The following is a 26,019-nucleotide window of genomic DNA, read 5'->3' as shown; positions in this document are numbered from 1 at the left end:
GATCCCCCTCTTTAATTTTTCAAATATAATTATTACTTATTAAAACGGTAAAATGCAACCTTATTTCGCAACTCGACTCATTCGAGAGTCTAGCTTTTCAATAAACCGGTCAAAAATATCGATCATTTCTTGTTCAGTTTCGGCAGCATTTAAGGCTACCTTGGTTCGTGCAGAGTGTGGCACCCCTTTAAGGTAATATGCCGCTTGACCCCGGAATTCACGCGGTCCGATATTTTCACCCTTCAACTCAACTAAGCCATGCAAATGTTCCTTAGCAATCTTAATTTTTTCTGCTGGGCTAGGTTCGTCAATGAGCGTTCCATCGTTAAGGTAGGCTGCCACCTTTTGAAGCTCCCATGGATTACCTAAAACGGCCCGGCCAATCATTACCGCGTCGGCGCCCACTTCATCTAACATCCGTTTAGCGTCTTGGGGCGTCCTTACGTCTCCATTACCCATAAACGGAATGTGCAATTGACTGGCAACTTCTTTTAAGATGTCCCAATCGGCATGACCAGTGTACATTTGTTTCCGGGTCCGACCGTGCATTGCTAAGGCAGCTGCTCCAGCTCGTTGTGCAGCCAGGGCATTTTCCACCGCGTAAATGTGTTTATCATCCCAGCCAGTCCGCATTTTTACGGTTACGGGCTTTTTAACGGCGTCGGTAACGTAGGAAACCATTTCGTAAACCTTATTAGGATCTAACAACCAACGCGCCCCTGCATCCGTATTAACCACTTTGTTAACTGGGCAACCCATGTTGATGTCGATAATGTCTGCTTCAGTGTTTTGATCCACAAATTTAGCGGCTTCCACCAAAGTTTCCTTAGTACCGCCAAAAATCTGGATACTCATTGGATGTTCGTTGGGGTCAACTTGCATCATACTTAACGTTTTTTTGTTACCGTAAATGATGCCCCGGTCCGAAATCATTTCACAAACTACCAGCCCGGCACCAAACTGCTTGCAGATCACCCGAAAGGCCGTGTTAGTCACCCCAGCCATCGGTGCAACAACTAATTGATTTGGGATCGTTATATCCCCAATTTTCCATTCCATTTTTTCACCTCATCAAACTTTTTATGCATGCAGAATATGATAGCACACAAAATTGCGATTGTGGAGGAACCGCGGATCCTCATTACACAAATTTTGGCAAATTACTTTTCATCAATAATTTTTTGCAAATCAGCTTCGGAGAATTGATACTGGTTGCCGCAGAACCGGCAAACTGCTTGTGCTCCCTGATCTTTATCGATCATTTCTTGAAGCTCTTCCGTAGGGAGGGAAGCTAATGATTGTGCAAAGCGTTCTTTAGAACAATCGCATTCAAATTTAACGTCCATTTTATCTAAAATTTTAACCTGATCGTCCTTAAAAATGTCGTTTAAAATTTCTTCCGGGGTCTTGCCGTTACGAAGCATTTCTGAAATCAACGGAATTTCCTTTAACCGCGCTTGCAAGCGATCAATTGCATCATCCGTAGCGTCTGGCATTACTTGAATCAAGAAGCCCCCTGCTACGCCAACCGTTTCGTCCGGGTTCACAAAGACTGACACTCCTACCGCCGAAGGAATCTGCTCAGATTGTGCAAGGTAGTAAGTGAAGTCGTCGCCAATTTCACCAGAAACTAACCCAACTTGGCCGGTAAACGGGTCGCCAAGTCCCATATCCTTAGTAACTGCCATAACCCCTTGGTTACCAACTGCTTGGCCCACGTCAATATGGTGGTCTTCCTTCAGCGGCAAAGATACGTGCGGATGCTGAAGGTAACCCTTAACCGTTCCCTTGGCGTTGCCATCCACCACGATGGTGCCCACCGGACCGCCACCATTAATTTTTACCGTAAGCTTTTCTTCACCCTTTAAAACGGATGAAGACAGTAACAAGGTCGCTGTTAATGAACGCCCTAATGCTGCCGTAGCTGCGCTCCACGAATCGTGGCGTTGTTGGGCTTCTTGAACCAAGTTAGTGGTATTAACTGCGTAAGCCCGAAACATCCCGTCATTAACAATACTTTTTATTAAATAATCACTCATTGAGTATGCTCCTTTCGCAAAAAAATCGTGAGTGCATTGGGCAACCCACGATTCTTTGGCTATTAATTTGTTGAACCGTCGTCATGATCCTCGTCATTAGGATAGTAAACGGTCGTGTCTTCATTATCTTTAGCGTTGGATTCCTTAACGGAGTTAGCCGCTTGTTCGTGGCGTTCAGCTTCCTTGCGTTCTAATTCACGCTTAGCTTCTTCGAACGTTGCAGCTTTTTCGCTTGGAAATTCAGTGTCCGATTTCTTTTCCGGCATCTTACCAGTCTTGAACAAACTGAGAATTTGCTTTTCATCCAAGGTTTCGTACTTAAGCAAAGCTTCCGCAATAATCTTGTGTTGTTCACGATGCTCTTGGATAATCTTGCGAGCTTGTTCGTAACCTTCGGTAGTAAAGCGCCGAATTTCTTCGTCAATGGTTGCGGCAGTCTTTTCAGAGTATGCCGGTCCGCTTTCGCCGTAGTAGGATTGTCCAGGTGCAGCCAATTCTACTTGACCGATCTTATCACTCATCCCGTACTGCATAACCATTGAGCGGGCAATTTGCGTAGCTTGTTCGAAGTCATTTGAAGCTCCCGAAGATTGTTGATTAAAAATAATTTCTTCAGCAGCACGACCACCCATCAAACCAGCAATCTGTTCCATCGCGTCTTTCTTAGACATCAGCATTTGGTCTTCACGCGGTAGCATAATCGCGTAACCACCTGCACGACCCCGCGGAACGATGGTAACTTTATGCACGACCCGGGCATCGTTGAGAACTAACCCAACAATGGTATGTCCTGCTTCGTGGTAAGCCACCGTTTGCCGTTCCTTCTTGCTGACCACCGCGTTCTTCTTCGCTGGTCCAGCAATTACCCGGTCTTCGGCTTCGTCTAAGTCGGCTGCGTCGATAACCTTCTTATTACGCCGGGCAGCTAACAGCGCCGCCTCGTTAAGCAAGTTTTCCAAATCTGCCCCTACAAAACCAGGAGTTTGTTTAGCAATCTCAGCTAGGTCAACGTCGCTAGCAATTGGTTTGTTTTTTGCATGGACGTGTAAGATGGCTTCCCGACCATTAACGTCTGGCCGACCAACCAAGATCTTCCGGTCAAAACGACCTGGACGAAGCAACGCAGGATCCAATACGTCCGAACGGTTAGTAGCCGCCATGACGATTACCCCTTCGTTACCGGTAAATCCGTCCATTTCAACCAGTAATTGGTTCAAGGTTTGTTCACGTTCATCATGACCGCCGCCAGTGCCGTTGCCCCGACGCCGTCCAACCGCATCAATTTCATCAATAAAGATGATCGATGGGGCATTCTTCTTGGCTTGGTCAAACAAGTCCCGAACTCGGCTAGCACCGACCCCGACAAACATTTCTACGAAGTCTGAACCAGAAATTGAGTAGAACGGAACCCCGGCTTCACCGGCTACCGCTTTGGCTAGTAAAGTTTTACCTGTCCCGGGAGGTCCCTCAAGCAGAACCCCGGCTGGAATTCGAGCACCTAATTGCACGAACTTCCGCGGATCTTTTAAGAATTCAACTACTTCCACTAATTCTTGCTTTTCTTCTTCTTCTCCAGCTACGTCAGAGAAACGAACTTTATTGGCACTCTTATCTGCGGGTTTAACCTTCGATTTACCAAAGTTCATTACTCCTTTGCCAGCGCCGCCTTGTCCAGCCTGACCCATCATCATGTAGAAAATGAAAATAAAGAAGATTAATGGCAATCCCGTTACGAGGAGTTGAACCCAGAAGCTACTCGATTCTTCTTCCTTAGTACTTACCTTTACTCCATCAGATGATGCAGTTTTGGTGATTTGGGAGACGGTCGAGTCATTCTGTAGTACCGAAGTTTGGAACCCGGTTACCTTACTAGATGAAACTGTTCCGGGGAATAACCCTGTGGCAGTATCATCCTCTTGCGCAGAACGATATTTACCAGTGATCTTATACACACCATTTGATGGCTGAATATCAAAACTTTTCACGTTGTCTTTTTTAAGCTGTGAAATAAACTCGCTTGACGAAATGGTGGAAGTTTGGTTGTTGCCACCCTTGCCCACTACCGCAGCGATAATTCCCATAATACTCAAAAAAACTACGATATAGAAAAGACTATTTTTAAACAGCCCATTTCTGTTATTTTTCATGTAGTTCCTCCTTGTAAGGCATCAAGACGCATTAATTTTAATCTTGACTGTTGTCGATATAATATCACATTTGACTAACTTTGACCAATGTTTTTACTTATAAATTTCCGGCTTTAAAACACCCACGTACGGTAAATTGCGGTAATAACCTTGGTAATCTAGCCCGTATCCGACCACAAATTCGTTTGGAACCGTAAAGCCCACGTAGTCTGCCGTAGCTTCCACATCGCGACCGGCAGGCTTATCCAAGAAGCTGCAAATTTTAACACTCTTCGCGTTACGGGAATATAGTAAATCCATTACGTAGCGTAAAGTACGTCCAGTATCCACAATGTCTTCAATGATCAGCACGTCACGGCCACTAACATCTTCGGAGATATCGGTAATTAATTCAACTTTTCCGCTTGATTGAGTGCCGCCGTTATAACTAGACACGTCAATAAAATCGATCTGTGCATAACCATCAAATTCGCGGACCACGTCCGTTGTGAAAAACATGGCCCCCGTCAATACGCTTAAAATCAACGGGCGTTTACCAGCATAATCCTTCGTCAATTGCTTACCTAAACGTTGGCAAGCTTCTTTTATATCTGCCTCACTGTATAAAACTTTGGCGATATCATTGTCCATGGGGACGTCCTCCAGTTCTATATTCCAAAATATATTGTGTTTGCGTTGCTAAGTAGGGTTCGGCTAACCATGCTTGTCTTAAACCGAGTACCCACAAAACCCTTTGGTCGCCGTCCACAACTGCCCAAAAATTCGCTCGCTGTTCACGAGGAACCTTTTGATCGATTAATTCCCGTCGAACGGTCTTATACTTGCCGTTTTTTAACCGTAACCGATCTTGGGGGGTTGCTTGACGAACAAAAAGCGGTTGCTTAAGCTGATTGTCACTCAACACCATTGCTCCGGCAACCGGTCCAGCAACGGAACGGTCGCTGATTCGAAATTGAGTACCCTCATCTAAAGTTAACCACTTGTTCAATGTTACCATATGCTTTTTAGCTTGTTCACTTTTTACGGTCTTTTTTTTGATTATTTGTAATAAATCGTACGTGATTTCCAGTACATAATCGTTACCTAAATCAATCGAGCCCTGTGCTAAATTAGTTTGATTAATAAATTCTAAAACTTCATCCAGCTTATTTTGTCCAATTGCCACTGCGGGACAAGACTCGCTGACCAACTGTTTTAACAGTTGTTTTTGCCATAACCGCGACTCCGCTTTGAACTTTGGTAACTGATATTGACTCCCCTGCCGGAGCTGCGCTAGTTTTTGTCGACTAATTTCTTTGATCAATTGGTCTTGTTCGGTAATCTCGGTTTGGTATTGTCCAATATGCTCCACCACGCGCGGATTTTCCGCTTGCAGGGCGGGCAGCAACTGATTACGCACCCGGTTACGCAAATAATCATCCTGTTGGTTAGTTTCATCTTCAAACCAAGTTAGGTGATTTTCCTGCGCAAGCGCTACTAAAGTCGGCTTGCTAATTTTTAAAAATGGCCGCACTAAACGCCCGGTCGCAAAAGACCGCTCCTCGGGAGTGCCGCGTAACTGGCTTAACCAACCTCCGCGCACCACTTGCATAAGGAAACTTTCAGCCTGTTCGGTAGCGTTATGAGCCGTCAAGAGGGTGTTTGCGTGATACCGTTGCATTACCTTGGCAAAAAAATCATACCTAAACCGCCGAGCAGCAGCCTCCACTCCCGTATCGGGATGCAGTTCTCTAGGCCACTTAGTACTTACAAACGTCAGTCGTCGTTTTGCACACCATTGTCGCAAAAATTCCTCTTCTTGCACGCTTTGGGAACGTAGCTGGTGGTTAACGTGGGCAATAACCAGCCGATTTTCAGCGAGATTAGACGCTGCTAAAAGCGCGTTGATTAATACCGTGGAGTCCACTCCTGTCGAGACCGCTACGACCACCGGCGCTTGATTCAATTGATAATGGTCAACAATTTTTTCACCCAGCGCCCTTAAACTAATCATTAGTTGCGCCGTCCACCGCGTCCGCCGCGTTTACCATCCGTATTTTTCTTAAGCATGGAAAGACGGGATTCGCTGTCCTTTAAAAAGCCCGATAGCATTTGGTCAAACGATTCGTTTGCGTTTGAATGATGCTGTTTTGCTTGGTGATTAGATTGATGATTGAATTGCCGGTCGTCTCGTGAATGATGGTATTCATGAGACTTCTTCGGTGCTGCTTGCGCCGGCCGCTCTACCGCCTTGCGAATGGATAAAGCAATCTTACCGTCATCAGCAATCGAAAGTACCTTCACCGTAACCGAATCGCCTACCTTAAGTACGCTGTGAATATCCTTAACAAAACTATCAGAAACTTCACTGATATGAACTAAGCCAGACCGATGCTCCCCTAAATCTACAAAAGCTCCAAAATTAGTGATTCCAGAAACTTTCCCATCTACCTTAGTTCCAACTTCAATTGACATAAATCCGTATGTTCCTCCTAAAAAATTTAATGTCTAATTATACCATTTCTTACTAGTGGCTTGCGAGCTGTCGACCCGGAAAAATTTATTTTCAACGGTCATGAAAAAAATTGGACGTTGTTGAAAATTTTTAAGAAATTATACATTCGAAAACGGGTCGCTTAACAGAAAAAAGTGAAAAACAGGATTGGTTTTCAAAACCCTGCTTTTCACTTCTTAAAACGACTATTCAATTTCAAAAATTCATTAATTTAATCTGGTTTTACCATTACTTGGCATCGTTAGGTAAGTTATATACCGTTTCACCTTTTTTAGTGTAGAAGTACTTAGCCCGGATTAACTTTTCCAAATAATTTTCATCATTCATTTGCTTAACCTTGTCTTTTAACTGGGCATTTTCATCCTTCATTTTTGTGTAGCGTGCCGATTCCACCGCAAGTTTTGCATTCACGCTATTTTGAGACACCTTTGCGTGGACTATTTGGAACAAAAAGACCGCCGCAACCGCCGCAAAAACTCCTAAGATAACTAAAGCACGTTTTTTCCGTGCCCGTGCATAAGGATTCGGTGCTCCGGTTGCCGTCCGGTAACTCATTTTGCTGTGATTTTTTTTCTGATGATGTTGATTATTTGTCATTGTTATATCCCCTTAATCACTTCCGATTATAACAACGCTTACCTAGCCTGTCCACGCATATTTACCAAGTTTTAAATTATTTTCTAAAATCTTGTTGATAGTTTTCAGAAATAATCGTATACATTCGTTCCGCATCGTCTTTTTTGGTTGTATCCAACAGCTGTTCCACCCGGATCACCAACGTTTTATTTCCAAAACGGATTTCAACTTGATCGTTAGGAACCACGTTTGATGAAGACTTTGCTACCTTATCATTGATTAAAATTCGGCCCTGGTCAGCAACTTCCTTTGCCAACGCCCGCCGTTTAATAATTCGCGAAACTTTTAAAAATTTATCTAGTCTCATTTAACTATCCTCTGTATTGTTCTTATTATTTTTTTGCCAAAGGGGATCGTCAACCACTCTCGGAGGGTGAAGACCCGATTAATTAGCACGAAACTTAGCCAAGTTAACGCACCAATTAGCACTGCCACTGCCGTAATTAGCAAAGCAGCTCCCCGACTATCACTTGAAACCAACACTCGTAAAAATCCGGTGATTAGTTGCACAACGCCAAACATCACCGCGTTTCCAATTAACAATTTTAGTAAAAAGTGGTTTTCTAGGTAAACCCTCTTTAACAGCCGCACTGGTAACGCCCAACTCATCGCGCCAGCAATGATTACCAAACTAAGGACGGTTATCCAACTTGCGCCAGTAATTGACCAGTGGCGGACCGCCCAACCATTGCAAATCACCTTGACGCAAAGACCGGCCGCAATCGCCCAAAACGTCATCTTTAAGCGCCCCATGCTTTGTAAAACACTATTATTAACAAAAATCAACGCCGCCAAAATTACGCTGAGATTATAAATTGCCAAAGCGCCCGAACCAGCGAAACTACCGAAGAGCAGCCGGTTGATAAACGGCATTAAAGCAATCATCCCCACGCTAGCTGCCGATGAAATTGCCACCGCCACTCGGATTAGCGAAGTTGCCGAGCGATAAAAGCCCCCGGAATCACGTTTTTGCAAAGCTTCGGTCAACGAAGGCAATAACGTGGTCGCAAACGCGGTCGCGATTACCGTTCCGACTTGTACTAATGGCTGGGCGCGGTCGTAAACTCCTTTTAGAGCTTTTGCGGCGTCAGGTAACATTCCCGCCGCCACTAGATTATTTTTAACGGTAAACGAATCCACTAACTGAAGCAGGATAATCATCGCCGAAAGCAGGCAAATTAGCCCTCCTTCCACCACGAACCGTTTTCCTAAATCTTTAAATACGGACCATTGAAAGTGAGCGGTACCTTCATGCATGATCTTACGGATTACTGGTATAAAAAACCAGCTTGCAGCTACCGCGGCTACGGTAGAACTAGCCATCGCGTAAGCGCCCATTTTGTAAACCGACCAGTCTTGCTGCACCGTGATTATCGCCACCAAAATGATGATGCTTACCCGGACCACTTGTTCGACAACTTGCGATTTTGCCGTTGGAATAACGTTATAAATTCCTTGGTAGTATCCCCGTCCCGTTGCTAAAAACGGCATCAGCAAAAACATGGTTGCTACGACCCGGAGCATCGGCGCCAGCTGACGGTCCCCCATTGCCTGAGCAATCGGCTGCGCGCCGCCGACCAGTATCAAAAACACCGTCGCGGAAAGCACCGTTAGGATCATTATGGAGTACTGGCCAAGTACTAATTTTCTTTTTTCATCAGGTTCTTCGGCAATGATTTTAGAAATAAAGTTGGGATACCCATTAAGCGCGAAGGTCATCCCAATTCCGTAAATCGGATAAATTTGTTGGTATACGTAAAAACCGGTGTTACCAACCAAATTTTGGAGAGGAATCCGGTAAACGGCGCTCAAAACCTTAGCGATAATCGCGGCAACCGATAGAATGAAGGCTCCCCGCATTGCTTTTTGCTCGGTTATTTTTTTCAAGTCGCTTCCTCACAGATATTCAGCTAATTTTTTAACGTAGCTCATTAGTTGCTCAAACCAATCTTGTTGCGTCATTTGCGGTTGAATAACTAACTTTATATGCATTTTATCATTTGATTCCGCCACTGTCGCTCGCAGTTTAGTGACCGATAGCGCGGCAAAGACGTTTTCGCCGCTAATCCGCTGGCTTGCCGCCGGAGTTAAGGTAATGAACAAGTTGCCATTTTTCCGCTCGATTTTTTCTACCTGCGCAGCATCCGCGTGTAATTTAAGCTCGGTAATTTGAATCAAGTTGGCAACTTCGGTTGGGTATTCGCCAAACCGGTCAATCAAATCATCCACCACGTCCATCAAGCCATCAGTGGAATCAACTTGCCGGAGTCGTTTGTAAAATTCAATTTTTTGCTGTGAGTCTTCAATGTACGTACTTGGAAGAAAGGCTTCGATTTCTAAATCAATTTCACTATCAGAACGTTTGGGAACCTTCTTGCCCTGCTTTTGCTTAACTGCATCAGCCAGCATTTGCGAATACAAGTCGTACCCAACCGAATCAATGAACCCATGTTGCTGTTTACCAAGTAAGTTACCCGCCCCCCGAATCGAAAGGTCGCGCATGGCGATTTTAAAGCCGGATCCCAATTCGGTGAAGTCTTTAATGGCTTCCAGGCGTTTTTCCCCCAACTCAGTCAAGACCCGGTCCCTTTGGTAAAGGAAGTACGCGTACGCAACTCGAGAGGAGCGTCCGATTCGTCCCCGCAGTTGATAAAGTTGGGAAAGGCCCATGTGATCAGCGTTTTCTACAAATAGGGTATTGGCGTTGGGAATGTCGATGCCGGTTTCAATAATCGTGGTCGTTACCAGCACGTCGTATTCCCCCTCAATGAAATCAAACAAAATATCTTCTAATTGTTTTTCGGTCATTTGACCGTGAATGTAGGCAACCCGTGCTTCGGGAACCAATGCCTCAATTTGGGCAACCACCTTTTCAATGTCTTGCACCCGATTATGCAAGAAGAATACCTGGCCGTCCCGCCGGATTTCACGCATAATTCCTTCGCGGATAATCCCGGCATTTTCTTCAACCACGTAGGTTTGAATCGGGTAACGGTTGGTTGGCGGAGTTTCAATTACTGAAAGATCGCGCACCCCAATCATTGACATGTTCAACGTGCGGGGGATTGGGGTAGCAGTGAGGGTGAGGACGTCCACTTGAGAACGCAAAGCTTTAATCCGTTCTTTATGTTTCACCCCGAAGCGTTGTTCCTCATCAATCACTAACAGGCCTAAATCCTTAAATTGAACGTCCTTTGATAGCAGTCGGTGAGTGCCCACTACGATGTCAATGGTGCCGTCTTCCAACCCTGCTAAGGCTTCCTTAATTTGCGCGTTAGTTTGAAAACGGGACAGCATCGCGGTCGTAATTGGATAATCTCCAAAACGGTCGTTCATCGTGTCGAAATGTTGTTGCGCTAAAATTGTTGTCGGTACGAGAATTGCCACCTGCTTGCCACCTTCAATCGCCTTAAAAGCAGCTCGCAGGGCAACTTCGGTCTTCCCATAACCCACGTCGCCAACTAGCAGTCGGTCCATTGGCCGGGGCTTTTCCATGTCTTCCTTAACTTCCTTTATGGACCGCAATTGGTCAGGAGTTTCGGTGTAAGGAAAGTCATTTTCAAATTGTAATTGCAAATCGTCATCCGGTGGAAAGGCAAACCCCTTTTCGGCCTCCCGTTTGGCATATAGTTCAATCAAATCGTCCGCAATGTCTTCAATTTTAGAAGCAACGTGTTGCTTAGTCTTAGCCCAGTCAGATCCGCCCAGTCGGTTGATCTTCGGGCGCTTGCCTTCCGCCGCCACGTATTTTTGAACTAAATTAAGCTGGGTAACTGGAATGAAAAGCTGTCCGCTGCCCTGGTATTGGATGGTAAGGTAATCTTGGTGAACTCCATCAACTTCCATGGTGGTCATTCCCAAGTATTTACCAATCCCGTGATTGACGTGCACCACAAAATCTCCGGGCTTTAACTCGGTATAACTTTTTAACCGTTCCGCATTTTCAATGTGCTGTTGGCGCGGCCGCTTTTTGCGAACTTTGGCAAACAGTTCCTTTTCAGTAAGCACCACCATTTTGGCGTCGGGCATTTCAAACCCTTGTGAAAAGGATTGCCCAATAATGTTGACCGCCCCGGTAACTATCCGATCTGCTTGCACGGTTCGTGATTCGATTTCAAAATCACGCAACGTGCTGGCAATTTTACTTTGCCGCTCTTTAGAATTGGCAAAAATCAAGACGGTGGCGTGCCGGCTCATCCACCGTTCCACTTCGCCCTTTAAAACGGGCATTTGGCCAAAGAATTCCTGGACCGCTCTGGTAGTAATTTCCGTTAGTTGGTCAAACTTAAGCCGGCCCATCCCCTTTTGAAACATCGATAAAAAGATTTGGGGTTGCTTTTTTTGCCGGATTAATTGGCGGATTTCTAAGCCCAACGGATCATTGTCTAACAAAACGTTGTTCTTTAACTGGTCGACAATCCAACTAGCCTCATTTTTTTGAATATCTAACTCCGCATCCAAAATCCGCGGGTAGTCATCAACCACGAGCACCCCGTCAGCTAAATAATCGAGCAGCGAATTAGGCTTTGCGTAGAGTTGCTTAGTGTAGATAACGTCTTCTGGGATAATCTGGTGCTTTTGCCAGCGTTCCGTAACTTCCGCAATGTTTTGCTGTAAAAGTTCTTGGTTATCTTCATCCAGCCGTTTACGCGCTTGCTGAACTTGTTTTTGTAACTTAGCGATTCCTTGATGGAATTGTTCTTCAGTCACAATCAGATCCGTCGCCGGTAAGATTTTAGTCTGGGTAATATTTTCGATACTGCGTTGGTTATTTTGGTCGAAAGTTCGAAGTGAATCTACCTCAACGTCAAAAAAGTCTACGCGCACTGGAACGTCCTGGTTAAGCGGAAAAATATCCACGATTGAACCGCGAACGGCAAATTCCGATTTCTTTTCTACCTGTTCGACCCGTTGGTATCCCAGTTGGACTAGCTGTTGAACTAGCTGTTGCGGGTCGTATTCTTCCCCCACGCTAATTTCTAGCTGGGCCTGCTTAACGTCTGCGGCCGCCGGGACCATTCGCCGAAAACCAGAAGCAGAGGTAACATAAATTCCCCGTTGCTGATTAGCGAGGGCGTTTAAAAAACGCACCCGTGCCGTCCGGTAGTTGGGCGAACTGGTCGCCACCTCTGCCGCGATAATCTCTTCTGCCGGAAACCAGTAGGCCTGTAAGTCCAGTTGCCCTTCTGCTAACTCGTTATACAGTCGTTCCGCGTGTGCCAAGCTATCCGTTACCACTAAAATTGGTTGATTTTGTTTCTGTAATAACGCATTCAAAAACAGTTGTTTGGCCGGTTCTAATAAACCGGTCACTAATTGACGGGTTTGCGCTCCTAAATTGCTAGTAACCTCAACAACTGCCTTGGTGTCTGCAAAAATTTTTTCAATATTCATACTTGCCCCACTAATTATATTGATTCATCAACTGACTAAATTCCGCGCCCGCTAGCCAGTCGTCGAGCGCCGCAATTGCGTTTTGTACGCCAATTTCAAAATCCGCTTTTTGTTCTTTTGTAAATCTTCCAAGCACATAATCCACCACTTTTTGGTGTGCTGGGTGTTCGATTCCCACCCGGAGCCGGCGAAACTTTTCGGTACCTAAGTGGGCAATCAAACTCTTAATCCCGTTATGCCCGCCTGCCGAACCCTTTTGTCGCAAACGAATTTTCCCCACCGGCATGTCCATGTCATCATAAACCACGATCAAATCCGTTAATGCTAAGTCATAGTAGTCCATTAACGGACGTACCGCTCGCCCAGAATCGTTCATGTAGGTAGTTGGTTTCACTAATAAAACCTTTTCACCGTTTAAGAAAAATTCGCCAACCATGGCCTCGTGATGAATCTTAAAATGATCCACCCCATACTTTTTAGCTAGTGCGTCTACCACCATAAAGCCGGTGTTGTGCCGCGTTTGATCATATTCTTTTCCAATGTTTCCTAAACCAACAATCATTTTCATTATTTATCATCCTCATACGCAAAAATAGCTGAAAGGAATCCGCCCCTTCAGCTTGAGCTCGTTTTAAATAATCTTATCATATATCGCCACAAAAGCTTAGATATTACTTCTGTTCGCTCGGTAATTATTTTTGGCAAACTTATTTGTTTTCTGAAAATTAGGTCTCAACTTTCCCCTGTTAAAATGCTATAATACTTTGGTGGACCAAATATATAATCTAATAAATGAAGGGAATGGATATTATGTCTAATATTCAAAATCATCAAAAAGTTGTCCTCGTCGGTGACGGTGCCGTAGGTTCTAGTTACGCATTCGCGATGGCACAACAAGGAATCGCTGAAGAATTCGTCATTGTCGACGTTGTTAAGGATCGTACAGTTGGGGACGCATTGGACCTTGAAGATGCTACTCCATTCACAGCTCCAAAGAACATCTACTCTGGTGAATACTCAGACTGCAAGGATGCTGACTTAGTTGTTATCACAGCTGGCGCACCACAAAAGCCAGGTGAAACACGTCTTGACCTTGTTAACAAGAACTTAAACATCCTTTCAACGATTGTTAAACCAGTTGTTGATTCTGGTTTTGATGGTATCTTCCTTGTTGCTGCTAACCCAGTTGATATCCTTACTTACGCAACATGGAAATTCTCTGGCTTCCCTAAGGAAAAAGTTATCGGTTCAGGTATCTCACTTGACACAGCTCGTTTGCGCGTAGCTCTTGGTAAGAAATTCAACGTTAGCCCAGAATCTGTAGATGCTTACATCTTAGGTGAACATGGTGACAGTGAATTTGCTGCTTACTCATCAGCTACAATCGGTACAAAGCCATTGCTTGAAATCGCTAAAGAAGAAGGCGTTTCAACTGACGAATTGGCTGAAATCGAAGACAGCGTACGTAACAAAGCTTACGAAATCATCAACAAGAAGGGTGCTACATTCTACGGTGTTGGTACTGCATTGATGCGCATTTCTAAAGCAATTCTTCGCGACGAAAACGCCGTATTGCCTGTTGGTGCATACATGGATGGCGAATATGGTTTGAACGACATTTACATTGGTACTCCTGCAGTTATCAATGGTCAAGGTCTAAACCGCGTTATCGAAGCACCACTTAGCGATGACGAAAAGAAGAAGATGACTGACTCAGCAACTACTTTGAAGAAGGTTCTTACTGACGGTCTAAACGCTCTTGCTGAAAAACAAGACAAATAATCATTAAATTTATCAACGAAAGCACCGGTTGCAACCGGTGCTTTTTTTGTACCTATTTTTATGTCCCTTCCCCAAACAGCTTGTACTAAAATCAGTTAATTGTGCAAATATTGGTGTCAAACCCAGATTTTTTTGTTAAGATTCGCATAGTAGACTTGATATATTCGAAATATTACAGTAATGTTACAGAAGAAAGTAAAAGTAAAGAATTAAATCATTTGGGGGAAGTACTATGCAACAACGCAAACATCAGCACCAGCAGCCACACCATTCTAAGATCGCCATCACAATCGGCGCGGTGGTTATCTTAGGGTTGGGCTACGCTGGAATGGCCTACCATTATAAATCTAGTAGCACCTTCATGCCAAATACAACGGTAGCAGGTACTAACGTGGGCGGAAAAAACGCCACCCAAGCACAACAACTAATTGAAAAGCACTTAAGCAACCAAAAATTAAATTTAACTGCTAACGGCAAAGTTGTTAAAAAAGTTAGCCTAGCTGACGCCGGACTTAACTCAACCAGTCGGCAATCCATCACCAGCGCAATTAAGTCACAGAACCCTTGGACGTGGCCTCTTCAGTTAATGGACGTGGCTAACGCGGCTGACACTCCTAGTGTTAACCTTGATCAAGCGGGGACTAAAAAACTAAATGCTTACGCGCAGACTGCTGCCGACCAGCTGAACCAAAAGTTAAACTCCAGCACCAATTCAACTGGCCACGTAGTTAGCCCCGAAATTTTGGCACAACAAATCCAGGCTAGCACGGCTAAAGGTGCTCACGAGCTAGATTTAAAGAACACCTATTACTCTAAGAAAAACAACGCAGCCCAAGTCAAGTTGCAACGCATTCAGGCGGAAAACGAAAAAATCACTTACGATGTGAACGGCAACACCGTCGTAATTCCCCAAGCGACTCTGAAGAGTTGGCTTAAAATTAAGACTGATGCTCAAGGTCAGCAAAAATTAAGCGTTGATCAATCTAAGGTGAAGGCTTATTTAGCAGATTTAAACCAAAAATACGCTACTTATGGTGCGGACGTGACCTTCAACAGTACTAAGCGCGGTACCCAAACCGTTAAGGATGGCATTTTTGGCTGGTCAATCAATACCACGGCCGATGCGGCCAACTTGAGTACCAACATTCTCAAGGGTGCAAGTTTCACCCAGAAAGCCACCATCGTTGGCTCCGGACAGTCTTTGAAAAAGGGCAAACTCGGAACCACGTACGTGGAAGTTGATAAAACTAACCAACACATGTGGTACTACAAAGATGGTAAACTACAAATTTCTACCGACGTGGTAACTGGAAAACCATCGGGTGGCAATACTACGCCTACGGGAGTCTTTTACGTTTGGAATAAACAGCGTAACGCAACGCTGCGTGGTAAAAATGACGACGGCTCTAACTATGCATCACCCGTGAACTACTGGATGCCAATTGATTACACCGGGGTCGGCCTTCACGATGCTTCTTGGCAACCTAAATTTGGTGGCGATTGGTACAAGACCCATGGTTCACATGGCTGTGTCAACACCCCACCCGCAACGATGAAAAAATTATTCGAAGCTGTCCCAGTTGGAACTCCGGTAGTGGTATTCTAACGTCTTAATCTATGCTATTATTAAAAACAGATTAAGATATGGAGGGTAATCCATAATGTTATTAAAATCAATGGTTAAACCCAAGCAACGCCTAACTACCGTTCAAGAAGATGCCACGCTCGAAGAGGCACTTAAAATTTTAGAAGACTCGGGTTTTCGTTGCGTCCCCATTTTAGATAAAACGGGACGGCTCTTTCGCGGGAACATTTACAAAATGCACATTTATCGGCATAAGTCGCGGGGAGGATCAATGCAAGACCCGGTGACTAGTTTACTGAAAAACGCGACTAAGTACATTAACTTGAGTGCCGCGTTTTTCACCGTATTTTTTACCATCAAGGACTTGCCGTACATTACCGTTTTAGATGACAATAACTATTTTTACGGAATCTTAACCCATGCCCGGCTATTAGACGCCCTTTCCCAATCTTGGAACACTAACGTAGGGAGTTACGTAATCACGGTGGTTTCTAGTGACGAACGTGGCGATTTAGCCACTAGTGCAAAGATCATTACGAAGTACACCTCCATTGCGAGCGTCATTACTTTGGATTCCAACGAAGACGAATTAATTCACCGGACGCTATTCACTTTACCGGCGGGAGTACCACCTAAAAAGTTGCAGCGCATTATTAGCAATCTAGAACGGAAAGGCTTTAAAGTTCCCGAAGTCGAAGATTTGCAGTCGCACCGCCTTGCTTAAGTTTATAAGCATCAACTAAAAAAGGCGTCTCAAGAACTAAAAAATTCTTGAGACGCCTTTTTAATTTACAACGACCATTGAAATTTCAATAGTCTTTTATGTATTCGCCACCAAGCCCAAACTAACTTTGAGGGCTTCGTTGACGAGTTTCATTTTTTGGCCGTCCAGACGGCCAATTCGATCATGTAGACGTTGTTTATCAATTGTTCGAATCTGTTCCATTAAGATTACCGAAGCCCGTGGATTACCGGCTTCGCCTGCACGAATGGCAACGTGGGTGGGCATCTTCGGTTTAGTAATTCTAGTCGTAATGGCTGCAATGATTACCGTCGGACTGTAGTGATTCCCAACGTTATTTTGAATCACTAAAACCGGACGCATTCCCCCTTGTTCAGAACCAACAACTGGTGACAAGTCTGCATAGAACAAATCGCCGCGTTTTACCTTGGATTCGTCCACAGTGCCACCCCATATTCAATCTATTAATTTAATCACTACTTAACACGTTAAATACGTGTTCTTCACAAGCCGCTTCGCAGGATGTAAAATCCTGGGTAATCTTGGCGTTAATGTCCGCCATTTGTTGGTAGCCCGCCTTTAAGAGCTCCAAATGTTCTGCAGCATGACGCTCAAAAAAAGCATGAATCAACTGGTCACTTACCCCAGTGGGTTCAACTTCAAACATTTCACAATAAATCTCTTTTTCAACAGATATATCCCTTAGTTGATTACTCATTAGGCTCGCTCTCCTGTATTCCTGATTATTACTTTCATTCTACCATCAATGAAATTATTTTACTATATCATTATTCTTATAGACCCGCGGAATCCGCTCCGTAAAGCCACATGTGATTTCATAATTAATTGTTCCAGCATAATCAGCAATGTCCGTCATGCTAATACTTTTCCCTTGCGATTTCCCCGCTAAGATTACCGAGGTTCCCGCCGGATATTCATGCGGAAGGCGAATCATTAACTGGTCCATGCAAACTCGGCCCACGATTTCACAAAAATGCCCGTCAACTAACACGTGGAACCCTTGTAAACAGCGGGGATACCCATCGGCATAGCCAATTGGAACTGTCCCAATCCATTCGTCTTGTTCAGCAGTGTAAGTTGCTCCATAGCTTACCGAACGCCCCTTTTTCAACAGCTTAGAAAATGAAAGCTGGGACTCTAACGTCATGGCTGGCTGCAAATCATACGGTGGTTCCAAAACGGTTCCGGACGGATTCATCCCATAAATTCCGACCCCAAACCGGATTAGGTTACCGTTGCAAGCTGCGTGCCATAGACTAGTTGCTGTATTAGAAACGTGAACGTAGCGAGGCTTTTCTGGCAAAGTGTCCACTAATTTATGAAAACGGTCCACTTGAAGATTGAAATAAGTGGGATCCTTTTCATCCGCGGTTGCAAAGTGTGTAAATACACCTTCAAAAACAAAACGCGGATCATTGGTGAGCAACTCCGCCGCCTGATTAAGGCCATCTGACTCTTGAAAACCAATCCGTCCCATTCCAGTGTCTAACGCCAAATGAACCTTTAACGGATGTTCTGCCGTTAACTGGGGAGCCGCCTTAGTCAACCACTCCACGTCTCCCACGGTTAAAGAAACGTTCTTTTCAGCAGCTAAAGCCGCCCACTTTACGTTAGTGATTCCTAAGACTAAGATTGGTTCAGCAAAACCCGCCTCTCGCAGGGTCAATGCCTCGTCTAAAATTGCCACGCAAAAACCGGTGGCGCCCGCTTGTTCAGTATACCGGGCCACCGGAATCAGTCCATGACCGTACGCATCCGCCTTGATCACGGCAAATAACTCGCTTTGCGGATCTAAACGTTCAATTTCCTTTTTTACATTTTGCCGAATTGCCGCCGCATCGACTACTAGCCGACTTGCGCGATGCCATCCTTCAACCATTGTTAATCCCCCTCTAAGATTACCTGTGTTACGACATGGTGTTTTGAATGCGAAATCGACACGTGCGCAACTCCTGCAAAGGGATGGTTGCTAATTACTGGTCGACCGTTGTCGTCATACTCAACTTCAATATCTTGAAAATTAAGCTTTTTTCCTAATCCCGTACCGTATGCTTTACTATAGGATTCTTTAACTGAAAAATGGCCAGCCAAAAATTCGTACGCTCGCTGACCGCTCTTACCTGCCAATTCGGCTTGTTCTTTATCTGTTAACACTTTCTTGATAAAAGACGTTGGATTGTGCAACGCTTTAAATCGATCAATGTTGGTAATGTCGATGCCAATTCCGTAGATCATGTGAATCCTCCCATTGTCGTCATTTATTGTATCAAACTTGCCTTTGAAAAAACATCCCATCTTAAGCCCTTCATGGCAAGCTTTACATACTAAACGGCTTTTTCAGCTACCCCCGCTAGTCCTAAGCTAAATTGGTAAAGTTTTTCTAAAACTGTGAAAACAAAAAATGAGGCCTGAAATCAAAGCTCCAGTAACCTCATTAAATGTTTAAACTTTATTTTTCTTTAATTACAAAGTGGCGCTTATTACCGCCCTTGTTGTTATCTTGCCGGTGGTTTGAACCTGCGTGGCGGTCATCCCGGTCCCGACGATGGCCGTTCTTGCGGTCGTTCCATTTACCACCGTTACCGTTGCGCCGATAGCCGTTGCCACCACCATGGCGTCGACCGCCGCGGTAGCCGCCACTCTTATGGTTACCGCTCTTCTTGCGTGGTAATGGGCGTTCAGGGGTAATTTTAACCTTAATCTCACTCGCGTCTGCCTTAGTTTCATCGTTCAATAAGGCAGCTACTAATGTACGCGCGTCGTATTGTTCTAATAAACGGTCTGCTTGTTCGCCAAACTTATCAACATCGGTCTTTTTAACCAATTCTTGCACGTTTTGTTCAGCCATTGCTGCCCGACCAATGAAGGCTTCTTCTTCTGTTGGTGGCTTTAATGGAAGCAAGCGTTTCTTCGTTAAACGTTCTACGTCTCGGAGGTAATCCATTTCCCAGTTAGTTACAAAGGTTACGGAAGTTCCGTGAGCACCGGCCCGACCAGTCCGGCCAATCCGGTGAACGTAACTTTCAGGATCCTGCGGAATGTCGTAATTATAAACGTGAGTCACCCCAGAGATATCTAATCCCCGAGCCGCAACGTCAGTAGCAACCAAGATGTCCAACTGTCCATCGCGGAATTGATGTAAGATATTCATCCGACGTTGTTGGGTTAGGTCTCCATGGATTCCCGCTGCGTTATAACCGCGAGCAACTAATCCCTTAGCCACTTCGTCAACTCGGCGCTTTGTCCGACCGAAGACTACTGCCAACTTAGGTGATTGTACGTCAATAATCCGGGTTAACATATCAAATTTTTCAAATTCTTTAGAACGAATGTAGTACTGATCAACTAAATCAGCGGTTAGTTCTTTTGACTTAACCGTCACCTGTTTAGGATCAGTCATAAACTTAACCCCAATCTTTTTGATTGGTGCGGGCATCGTTGCTGAGAATAGTAACGTTTGTCGTTCGCTTGGGGTTTGTTCAATAATTTTTTCAATATCTGGTAAGAATCCCATGTCCAACATGTCATCTGCTTCGTCAAGGACCAGGGTTTTAACGTGGTCTAAGCGAATAGTGTGTCGGCCAATGTGATCTAAAAGTCGGCCGGGAGTCCCCACAACAATTTGTGGGTGGCTCTTCAACGCATTGATTTGCCGGCGAATGTCTGCTCCACCATACACAACTTGAACTTTAGCTCGCTTGTACTTACCCAATTTAAAGATTTCTGCTTGGGTTTGGGCAGCTAATTCACGCGTTGGTGAAACGATAATTGCTTGAATATTAGGATTATCTAGGTCAACATTTTGTAAGATTGGCAATCCAAACGCAGCCGTTTTTCCGGTTCCGGTTTGTGCCTGTCCAATAATATCTTTCCCCGCTAAGACATCGGGAATTGTTTCAGCTTGGATTGGAGTGGGTTCATCGTATCCATTGTCTAAAACAGCTTTCAAAATGTTTTCTTCCAACCCTAGTTCGGTAAATTTCAAATATAATTCCTCCTAAATTTCTGCTACTGCATCAAAGAAAATCCGTCTTTTAGGGCAAAGCCCACAGTAACAATCATGTAAACATAACTTTATAATCATACACCCGCGAAGTGGGATTAGCAAATAAAATAGAGAGTGGAAGCCCTTGACCAGGGGTTAAGGACTAACTTAATTTAGGGCTTAATCGCGGGTTAGGCGATTGAAGCCTAAATTAGATTAGCCGCAGAACCCTAAGGGCTGGAACTCGTTTCCAAATATAGAGAGTGGAAGCCCTTGGCCAGGGTTTGAGGACTAACTTAATTTAGGGCTTAATCGCGGGTTAGGCGATTGAGTTCTAAATTGGGTTAGCCACAGAAAACTGGGGCCTGGAGCTCATTTCCTTTCTCTACCATCGCGTGCTTTTTACCCTACAAAAAAAGACCGGGTTTCTCCCCGGCCTATGCTTCGTTATTTAAGCTGTTCAACCACTTTTTCCAAATGAATCCCGTGGCTGGCCTTTAATAGTACACAGTCATCAGCTTTAATCATTTGTTGTAAATCAGTAGTTAATTGCGGAAGTTCGTTTGCGTCGTATAAATGAACGGCTTCTGCTGGATAAATTTCTTCGTCAACCAGCCGTTTTCCTAACGCACGCATATGCTGGCCCACGAGAAATACTTCTTCGAATTGAGCCGGATTTAAACTGTCCGCTAATTGGGCATGCATTTGGTCGGCATTCTCTCCCAGTTCTAACATATCTCCCAGAACCACAAACCGGCGCCCGGTCTTCTTAGTATGTGCAAAGGAGTTTAACACTGCTTTAGCTGCCGTAGGATTAGAATTATATACGTCACTTAAAATTCGTTCTCCCTGCCGGCCTTTTAGCCATTCGGTCCGGTTCTTGGTTAAGTTAAAATCTGCCAATGCACGAGCACTGTCCGCAACTCCGACGTGGTATCGATCACCTACCGTAATGGCTGCCAACGCATTTTTTACGTTATATTCGCCAATAATTGGTAATTTAACCTCCACTTCGGGGTCCAAATTAGTCTTAAATGATGTTTCAGTATCGGTACCTGCTACATCGGATGCGAATACGTCGTTTTCATTTTTCATCCCAAACGTACGTTGTTCAACATCCACCGCCTTGGCCCGCTCCGCTAGTAACGGTTCGTCACCATCGTAAATAAAGCAACCGTCTTCCTTTAAACCGTCCGTAATTTCCATTTTGGCATCCGCAATCCGGTCTCGCGTCTTAAAGAATTCAATGTGGGCTTCGCCAATCATGGTAATTACCGCGATGTCCGGTTGGACTAATTCACTTAAGAAATGTAATTGTCCGGGGCGGTCCATCCCTAATTCAACCACTAGAACCTCAGTATTCGCGTTCATTCCCAAAATGGTGATTGGAACTCCAATTTCGTTATTGAAGTTGGCTTCCGTCTTCACCACGTTAAATTCGGTCGCCAAAATGGCGGCAGTCATGTCCTTCGTCGTAGTTTTTCCGTTACTTCCCGTAATTGCCACAACTTTGGGATTGATTTTATCTAAGTAGTATTTCGCTAATTTTTGCAACGCAGCCAGCGGATCTTCCACTTCAATACTTGGCAAATCTGCCGGGCGGGTATCTTCATGATCCTTCGCCCATAACGTTGCAACCGCGCCAGCCTGAATAGCCTGCTCAATAAATTGGTGACCGTCGCGTTGTCCCTTGATTGGAACAAACAAAGAACCCGGCGTTAATTGACGACTATCAAACTGGACACTGGTGACACTAACCTCATTCCATTGGTCCGGATACTCGTCTACTCCTAGAGCACGGGCAATTTCACTTAGTTGCATTTTCATATTTTTAAAGCTCCCCCTATTCAAACCTACCCTCAATTATACCATAGCCACCTTTTTGGTTACTAAGGCAACGGGTTCAAAAAAGCCCAGTAGATTTTACCAACCAATTCAATCTAGAAACATGCCGTCAAAATTAGCTTTGGTTAACAAAAACTGGACTTTCATCTCATTAGCTACTATATAAGTCGTTAACATTCCATTTACAGATAAATAACCTGCATTAGTACAAGGCTTCGGCATCAAATGCCTTGGGATTGGTGATAATAAAATGCCAATCCTGATTCCTTAAATTATATTTTAACACCGCGATTTGCTGCGCTTGGTTGTATAGTGATTCTTTACTACGCAACGTGGGGGCTAAATTACTATCACTAGCAATTAAAATTGGCACCCGCAGTTCGTGGTCTTGTTCAATGGCTTGATCAAAAGCAAAAATGACGCCTTCGCCAAGCACTGGAATTAGTTGCCTCACCATGCTGGCCGGCAATTCCGAGAAATGATTGACGCGCCGAAAAACCAAGCGGTGTTCGTTATACGTCTGTTCGGCATGCCGGATTACCGACTGGTTTAAAACTGCGTAAAAATTCTTTAGCCGCCGGTAGTAAGTTTTGACTTGGTTAGTCCCCACCTCTAAGTAAACGTAGTCGTTTTGCAGTTTGTACGAAAAGGGAGTGTCTAAATGACTCTTCATATGTCCCATGTACAGTAAATTAGCGATGTCATTGGGCGTTAATTCACTAAGTGCCTCTGCTTGAGAAAAATCGATCCAATTTTTACTGCTGTGCGGATCAAGCAAATACTGACTAATCGTCTTGGCATCGTTAATCTCGTTTAAAAAAGTATGGTTATCGATTGGAACGTCGTCACTAACTTCCCGGTTTAAAAGTAAAATATTGGTCGGCACCTGCAAAATTCCACTTAAGAAATCCTTGGCAGTAATTCCGCGCGAATAAATTAAGTTAACAATTGATTCTAAATGTACAAAAATATAGTCGTCACGCAACATGGACCCTTATCTCACTTTCAATTAAATGATTTCTTTGATTGATCAACTCACATTTTCTCCAGTCGAGCAATGCGATCTTCAATTGGCGGATGGGTATCAAACAAATGGGCTAACGAGCGCTTCTTTTTAAAAGGATCCGCAATGTACAATGCTGCGCTGCTCGGATCCGCTTCCTGCATCGGTTCGCTAGCTGAAATCTTTTTTAACGCGTTAATTAATCCCAATGGATTCCGCGTCAGTTCTACACTTGATGCATCAGCGAGATATTCGCGATTTCGGGAAAGAGCCAGCTGAGCAATCGACGTGGCAATTGGTCCTAAAATTACGAGTACCAACGCCAGCAACATTAAGATTGCCCTTAAACTGCTATCCTCATCATCGTCGCTGTCTCGGCGGCGGCCGCCACCCCACCAGAATGCATGCATCCCCCAGTTAACTAGCAATGAAACTGCTGCTGAAAGTGCCAACGCAATCGTAGAAAGGCGAATATCGTAATTACGGATATGTGAAATCTCGTGGCCAATCACACCTTCCATTTCTTCGCGATTTAAACGCGCCAAAATTCCGGTGGTTACCGCTACCGCTGCATTTTGCGGGTTATTCCCGGTAGCAAAGGCATTCGGGCTAGGATCGTCTACAATGTACACCTTAGGCATCGGAACCTTTCCTACTAGTGCCATATCTTCTACGATATGCCATAGCTCGGGATGGTCAGCTTCGCTAATTTCGGTCGCGTGGTTCATTCGCATTACCACGTTTGTCGAATTACTAATCATTAATCCCATGTAAACCGCAGCAATAATCGCCGCCATTACAACTCCCGCACTAGCGCTATTGTAAAACACGTAACCGACCGATGCTCCAATTAGGAGAACCAAAATCGCAAAACCAACCATTACGTATACGGTCTTGCGTTTGTTACTTGCAATTTGTTGATATAGCATTTATTTTCCCTCTTAAATAGCCTTATTTATCGAAAGAAACTTTAGGAGCAGCGGTTTCTTCTTCTGGAACTTGGAGGTAGTCCACCGCTTTAAAGCCCCCGATTCCCGCTACTAAATTGCTCGGGAAAGACTGTAGCTTAATATTATAACTAGCTACGCTTGAATTATACAATTGCCGTGAGTACGCAATCTTATTTTCGGTATTGGTCAATTCTTCCATTAACTTGTTAAATTCCTGGTTAGCTTTCAAATCTGGATAATTTTCTGAAAGCGCAAAAATACTTTTTAAAGTATCACTCAACTGGTTAGAAGTTTGCATTGCCGCTTGCCGTTGGGCAGTTGACGGTTCCGCCACCTTCGTTTGGTCAACCAACTGGTTACGTAATTCCACTACCTTACTTAAGGTTTCCTTTTCGTGGGTTGCGTATCCCTTAACCGTATTTACTAAATTAGGAATTAAGTCGTTCCGCCGTTTTAGCTGAACGTTAATTTGACTCCAAGATTCTTGCGTATAAGTCCGCGCCTTTACTAAACCGTTATACATCAACACAATTGCCACAACCAAGATTGCAACAATGATAATCCCAATGACCATTCCACTCATTATTTATCCATTCCTTTCAAAGTTACCTGATTACCTTAATAGTAGCAGACTGCCGCCAAAAAGCCACTAAATTAGCGGTTAAACTGTCGCGAAAACAGTTTTTGGACACTAGCCGGAGCTTCTTGGTGTTTCATTTCTTTAACTAACTTTCCCCGAATCATTAGTCGTCCCGCTCCGGTTGCATCACAAGTAACTAACGTAAGTAACTTTTGGTCCTTAACGTCGTCAATCACCTGTACATCCGTTGCTTTAATAAACTTCCGGGTGGTTACTTGATATTCGTAAATATTCTTTTCGTCCGTCAAATATACTTTTTGTCCCACCTTGGCCTTCCAATATAACGGCCCAAAGAGAACCTTCTTATCGATCATGTGGTGACCAGCCAGGGCGTAGTTACCCTTGCCCATCTTTTCATTTTCCTTAAGCGTTCCGGCTGCTAGCGCCAACGTCAAATTGTCGACTCCTTTACCAATTGGCAAATGAATCCCCACGTCCGGGTAGGCAATCTCACCAATTACCTTAATCCGCTTTTCCGACGCCCGGGCTTTAACCACCGTCTTCCAGTCTAGTGACTTGACCTTTGAAAAATTAAAATCAGCCTTCTTCTTTTCATTTTTAGTGACCACCTGTTCACTAACGGTGGGGTTGTACTGCGATACCATCCACGTTTTGATCTGTCGATTGAAAATTAATGCTAAACTAAAAATAACCACTAACGTTAACGCAATTGAACTAAGCCATTTTTTTAACTTACTATTCATCTTTTAGATCTCCAATATATATATTTTATTTTTGTGGTATTGTATATAGGTA

24 protein-coding genes are annotated in these 26,019 nt (G+C 44.3%); 3 read left to right on the top strand and 21 right to left on the bottom strand.

Annotated features, from left to right (window positions below; genetic code table 11):
• Positions 1–60: 60 nt before the first annotated feature.
• The 11 genes from dusB to pth form a co-directional block, all read right to left on the bottom strand.
• Positions 61–1,059: a tRNA dihydrouridine synthase DusB gene (gene dusB / locus I6H64_RS00565; RefSeq protein WP_056985171.1), complete on the bottom strand. Its 999-nt coding sequence runs from the start codon at positions 1,057–1,059 to the stop codon at positions 61–63.
• 101 nt (positions 1,060–1,160) lie between these two features.
• Positions 1,161–2,039: an Hsp33 family molecular chaperone HslO gene (gene hslO, locus I6H64_RS00560; RefSeq protein WP_002832404.1), complete on the bottom strand. Its 879-nt coding sequence runs from the start codon at positions 2,037–2,039 to the stop codon at positions 1,161–1,163.
• Positions 2,040–2,101: 62 nt separating this feature from the next.
• Complete coding sequence (gene ftsH / locus I6H64_RS00555; protein ID WP_002829754.1) at positions 2,102–4,186, bottom strand: ATP-dependent zinc metalloprotease FtsH; 2,085 nt, start codon at positions 4,184–4,186, stop codon at positions 2,102–2,104.
• Positions 4,187–4,279: 93 nt separating this feature from the next.
• On the bottom strand, positions 4,280–4,816 hold the full coding sequence (gene hpt, locus I6H64_RS00550; protein ID WP_002832405.1) for a hypoxanthine phosphoribosyltransferase: 537 nt from the start codon (positions 4,814–4,816) through the stop codon (positions 4,280–4,282).
• Positions 4,806–6,179: a tRNA lysidine(34) synthetase TilS gene (gene tilS / locus I6H64_RS00545; protein ID WP_008841782.1), complete on the bottom strand. Its 1,374-nt coding sequence runs from the start codon at positions 6,177–6,179 to the stop codon at positions 4,806–4,808. Before tilS ends, hpt begins: the two co-directional genes overlap by 11 nt.
• Positions 6,179–6,640, bottom strand: a complete 462-nt coding sequence (locus I6H64_RS00540) for a S1 domain-containing RNA-binding protein (protein WP_002829752.1) — start codon at positions 6,638–6,640, stop codon at positions 6,179–6,181. The genes tilS and I6H64_RS00540 overlap by 1 nt, the downstream gene beginning before the upstream one ends.
• A 268-nt stretch (positions 6,641–6,908) precedes the next feature.
• Positions 6,909–7,277: an FtsB family cell division protein gene (locus tag I6H64_RS00535; RefSeq protein ID WP_002832407.1), complete on the bottom strand. Its 369-nt coding sequence runs from the start codon at positions 7,275–7,277 to the stop codon at positions 6,909–6,911.
• A gap of 76 nt (positions 7,278–7,353) precedes the next feature.
• A complete protein-coding gene (locus I6H64_RS00530) occupies positions 7,354–7,623 on the bottom strand; it encodes an RNA-binding S4 domain-containing protein (RefSeq protein ID WP_002829750.1) in 270 nt (89 codons plus the stop codon).
• On the bottom strand, positions 7,620–9,203 hold the full coding sequence (locus I6H64_RS00525; protein ID WP_008841780.1) for a putative polysaccharide biosynthesis protein: 1,584 nt from the start codon (positions 9,201–9,203) through the stop codon (positions 7,620–7,622). Before I6H64_RS00525 ends, I6H64_RS00530 begins: the two co-directional genes overlap by 4 nt.
• Positions 9,204–9,212: 9 nt before the next feature.
• Positions 9,213–12,710, bottom strand: coding sequence for a transcription-repair coupling factor (mfd, locus tag I6H64_RS00520; protein WP_008841779.1), 3,498 nt, complete (start codon positions 12,708–12,710; stop codon positions 9,213–9,215).
• A 10-nt stretch (positions 12,711–12,720) separates the two neighbouring features.
• Complete coding sequence (gene pth, locus I6H64_RS00515) at positions 12,721–13,278, bottom strand: aminoacyl-tRNA hydrolase (protein ID WP_008841778.1); 558 nt, start codon at positions 13,276–13,278, stop codon at positions 12,721–12,723.
• 242 nt (positions 13,279–13,520) lie between these two features.
• On the opposite strand from pth, the gene I6H64_RS00510 reads away from it, so the two are divergent.
• The 3 genes from I6H64_RS00510 (at position 13,521) to cbpA (ending at position 16,801) form a co-directional block, all read left to right on the top strand.
• Positions 13,521–14,492: an L-lactate dehydrogenase gene (locus I6H64_RS00510; RefSeq protein WP_024862928.1), complete on the top strand. Its 972-nt coding sequence runs from the start codon at positions 13,521–13,523 to the stop codon at positions 14,490–14,492.
• A 232-nt stretch (positions 14,493–14,724) separates the two neighbouring features.
• Complete coding sequence (locus I6H64_RS00505) at positions 14,725–16,098, top strand: L,D-transpeptidase family protein (protein WP_008841776.1); 1,374 nt, start codon at positions 14,725–14,727, stop codon at positions 16,096–16,098.
• 55 nt (positions 16,099–16,153) lie between these two features.
• On the top strand, positions 16,154–16,801 hold the full coding sequence (gene cbpA / locus I6H64_RS00500; protein ID WP_002829744.1) for a cyclic di-AMP binding protein CbpA: 648 nt from the start codon (positions 16,154–16,156) through the stop codon (positions 16,799–16,801).
• A gap of 96 nt (positions 16,802–16,897) precedes the next feature.
• Here the strand turns inward: cbpA and I6H64_RS00495 are convergent, their stop codons facing one another.
• The 10 genes from I6H64_RS00495 to I6H64_RS00450 all read right to left on the bottom strand — a co-directional run bounded on the left by I6H64_RS00495 (position 16,898) and on the right by I6H64_RS00450 (position 25,967).
• Positions 16,898–17,260 (bottom strand): type II toxin-antitoxin system PemK/MazF family toxin, encoded by a 363-nt coding sequence (locus I6H64_RS00495; protein WP_002832413.1) that lies wholly within the window; start codon positions 17,258–17,260, stop codon positions 16,898–16,900.
• Positions 17,261–17,288: 28 nt separating this feature from the next.
• Positions 17,289–17,537, bottom strand: a complete 249-nt coding sequence (locus I6H64_RS00490; protein WP_002829742.1) for a hypothetical protein — start codon at positions 17,535–17,537, stop codon at positions 17,289–17,291.
• A 54-nt stretch (positions 17,538–17,591) separates the two neighbouring features.
• Positions 17,592–18,719, bottom strand: coding sequence for an alanine racemase (alr, locus tag I6H64_RS00485; RefSeq protein ID WP_005918998.1), 1,128 nt, complete (start codon positions 18,717–18,719; stop codon positions 17,592–17,594).
• A gap of 2 nt (positions 18,720–18,721) precedes the next feature.
• Positions 18,722–19,075 carry a holo-ACP synthase gene (acpS, locus tag I6H64_RS00480; protein WP_002829739.1) on the bottom strand — a complete coding sequence of 118 codons (354 nt, stop codon included), beginning with the start codon at positions 19,073–19,075 and terminating at the stop codon, positions 18,722–18,724.
• Between the two features lie 214 nt (positions 19,076–19,289).
• Positions 19,290–20,825 (bottom strand): degradosome RNA helicase CshA, encoded by a 1,536-nt coding sequence (locus I6H64_RS00475; RefSeq protein WP_008841772.1) that lies wholly within the window; start codon positions 20,823–20,825, stop codon positions 19,290–19,292.
• Positions 20,826–21,272: 447 nt separating this feature from the next.
• On the bottom strand, positions 21,273–22,652 hold the full coding sequence (locus tag I6H64_RS00470; RefSeq protein ID WP_005918992.1) for a UDP-N-acetylmuramoyl-tripeptide--D-alanyl-D-alanine ligase: 1,380 nt from the start codon (positions 22,650–22,652) through the stop codon (positions 21,273–21,275).
• A gap of 220 nt (positions 22,653–22,872) precedes the next feature.
• Complete coding sequence (locus tag I6H64_RS00465; RefSeq protein WP_005918987.1) at positions 22,873–23,658, bottom strand: hypothetical protein; 786 nt, start codon at positions 23,656–23,658, stop codon at positions 22,873–22,875.
• A 47-nt stretch (positions 23,659–23,705) separates the two neighbouring features.
• Positions 23,706–24,602 (bottom strand): zinc metalloprotease HtpX, encoded by an 897-nt coding sequence (gene htpX, locus I6H64_RS00460; protein ID WP_002829735.1) that lies wholly within the window; start codon positions 24,600–24,602, stop codon positions 23,706–23,708.
• A gap of 22 nt (positions 24,603–24,624) precedes the next feature.
• On the bottom strand, positions 24,625–25,206 hold the full coding sequence (locus I6H64_RS00455) for a LemA family protein (protein ID WP_002832417.1): 582 nt from the start codon (positions 25,204–25,206) through the stop codon (positions 24,625–24,627).
• Positions 25,207–25,277: 71 nt separating this feature from the next.
• Positions 25,278–25,967, bottom strand: coding sequence for a class A sortase (locus I6H64_RS00450; protein ID WP_008841771.1), 690 nt, complete (start codon positions 25,965–25,967; stop codon positions 25,278–25,280).
• Positions 25,968–26,019 lie beyond the last annotated feature (52 nt).

Source organism: Pediococcus acidilactici, assembly GCF_016127815.1.
Lineage (GTDB): Bacteria > Bacillota > Bacilli > Lactobacillales > Lactobacillaceae > Pediococcus > Pediococcus acidilactici.
The sequence above is the reverse complement of the archived record's forward strand: the minus strand, read 5'-3'. Positions and strand labels throughout refer to the sequence as shown.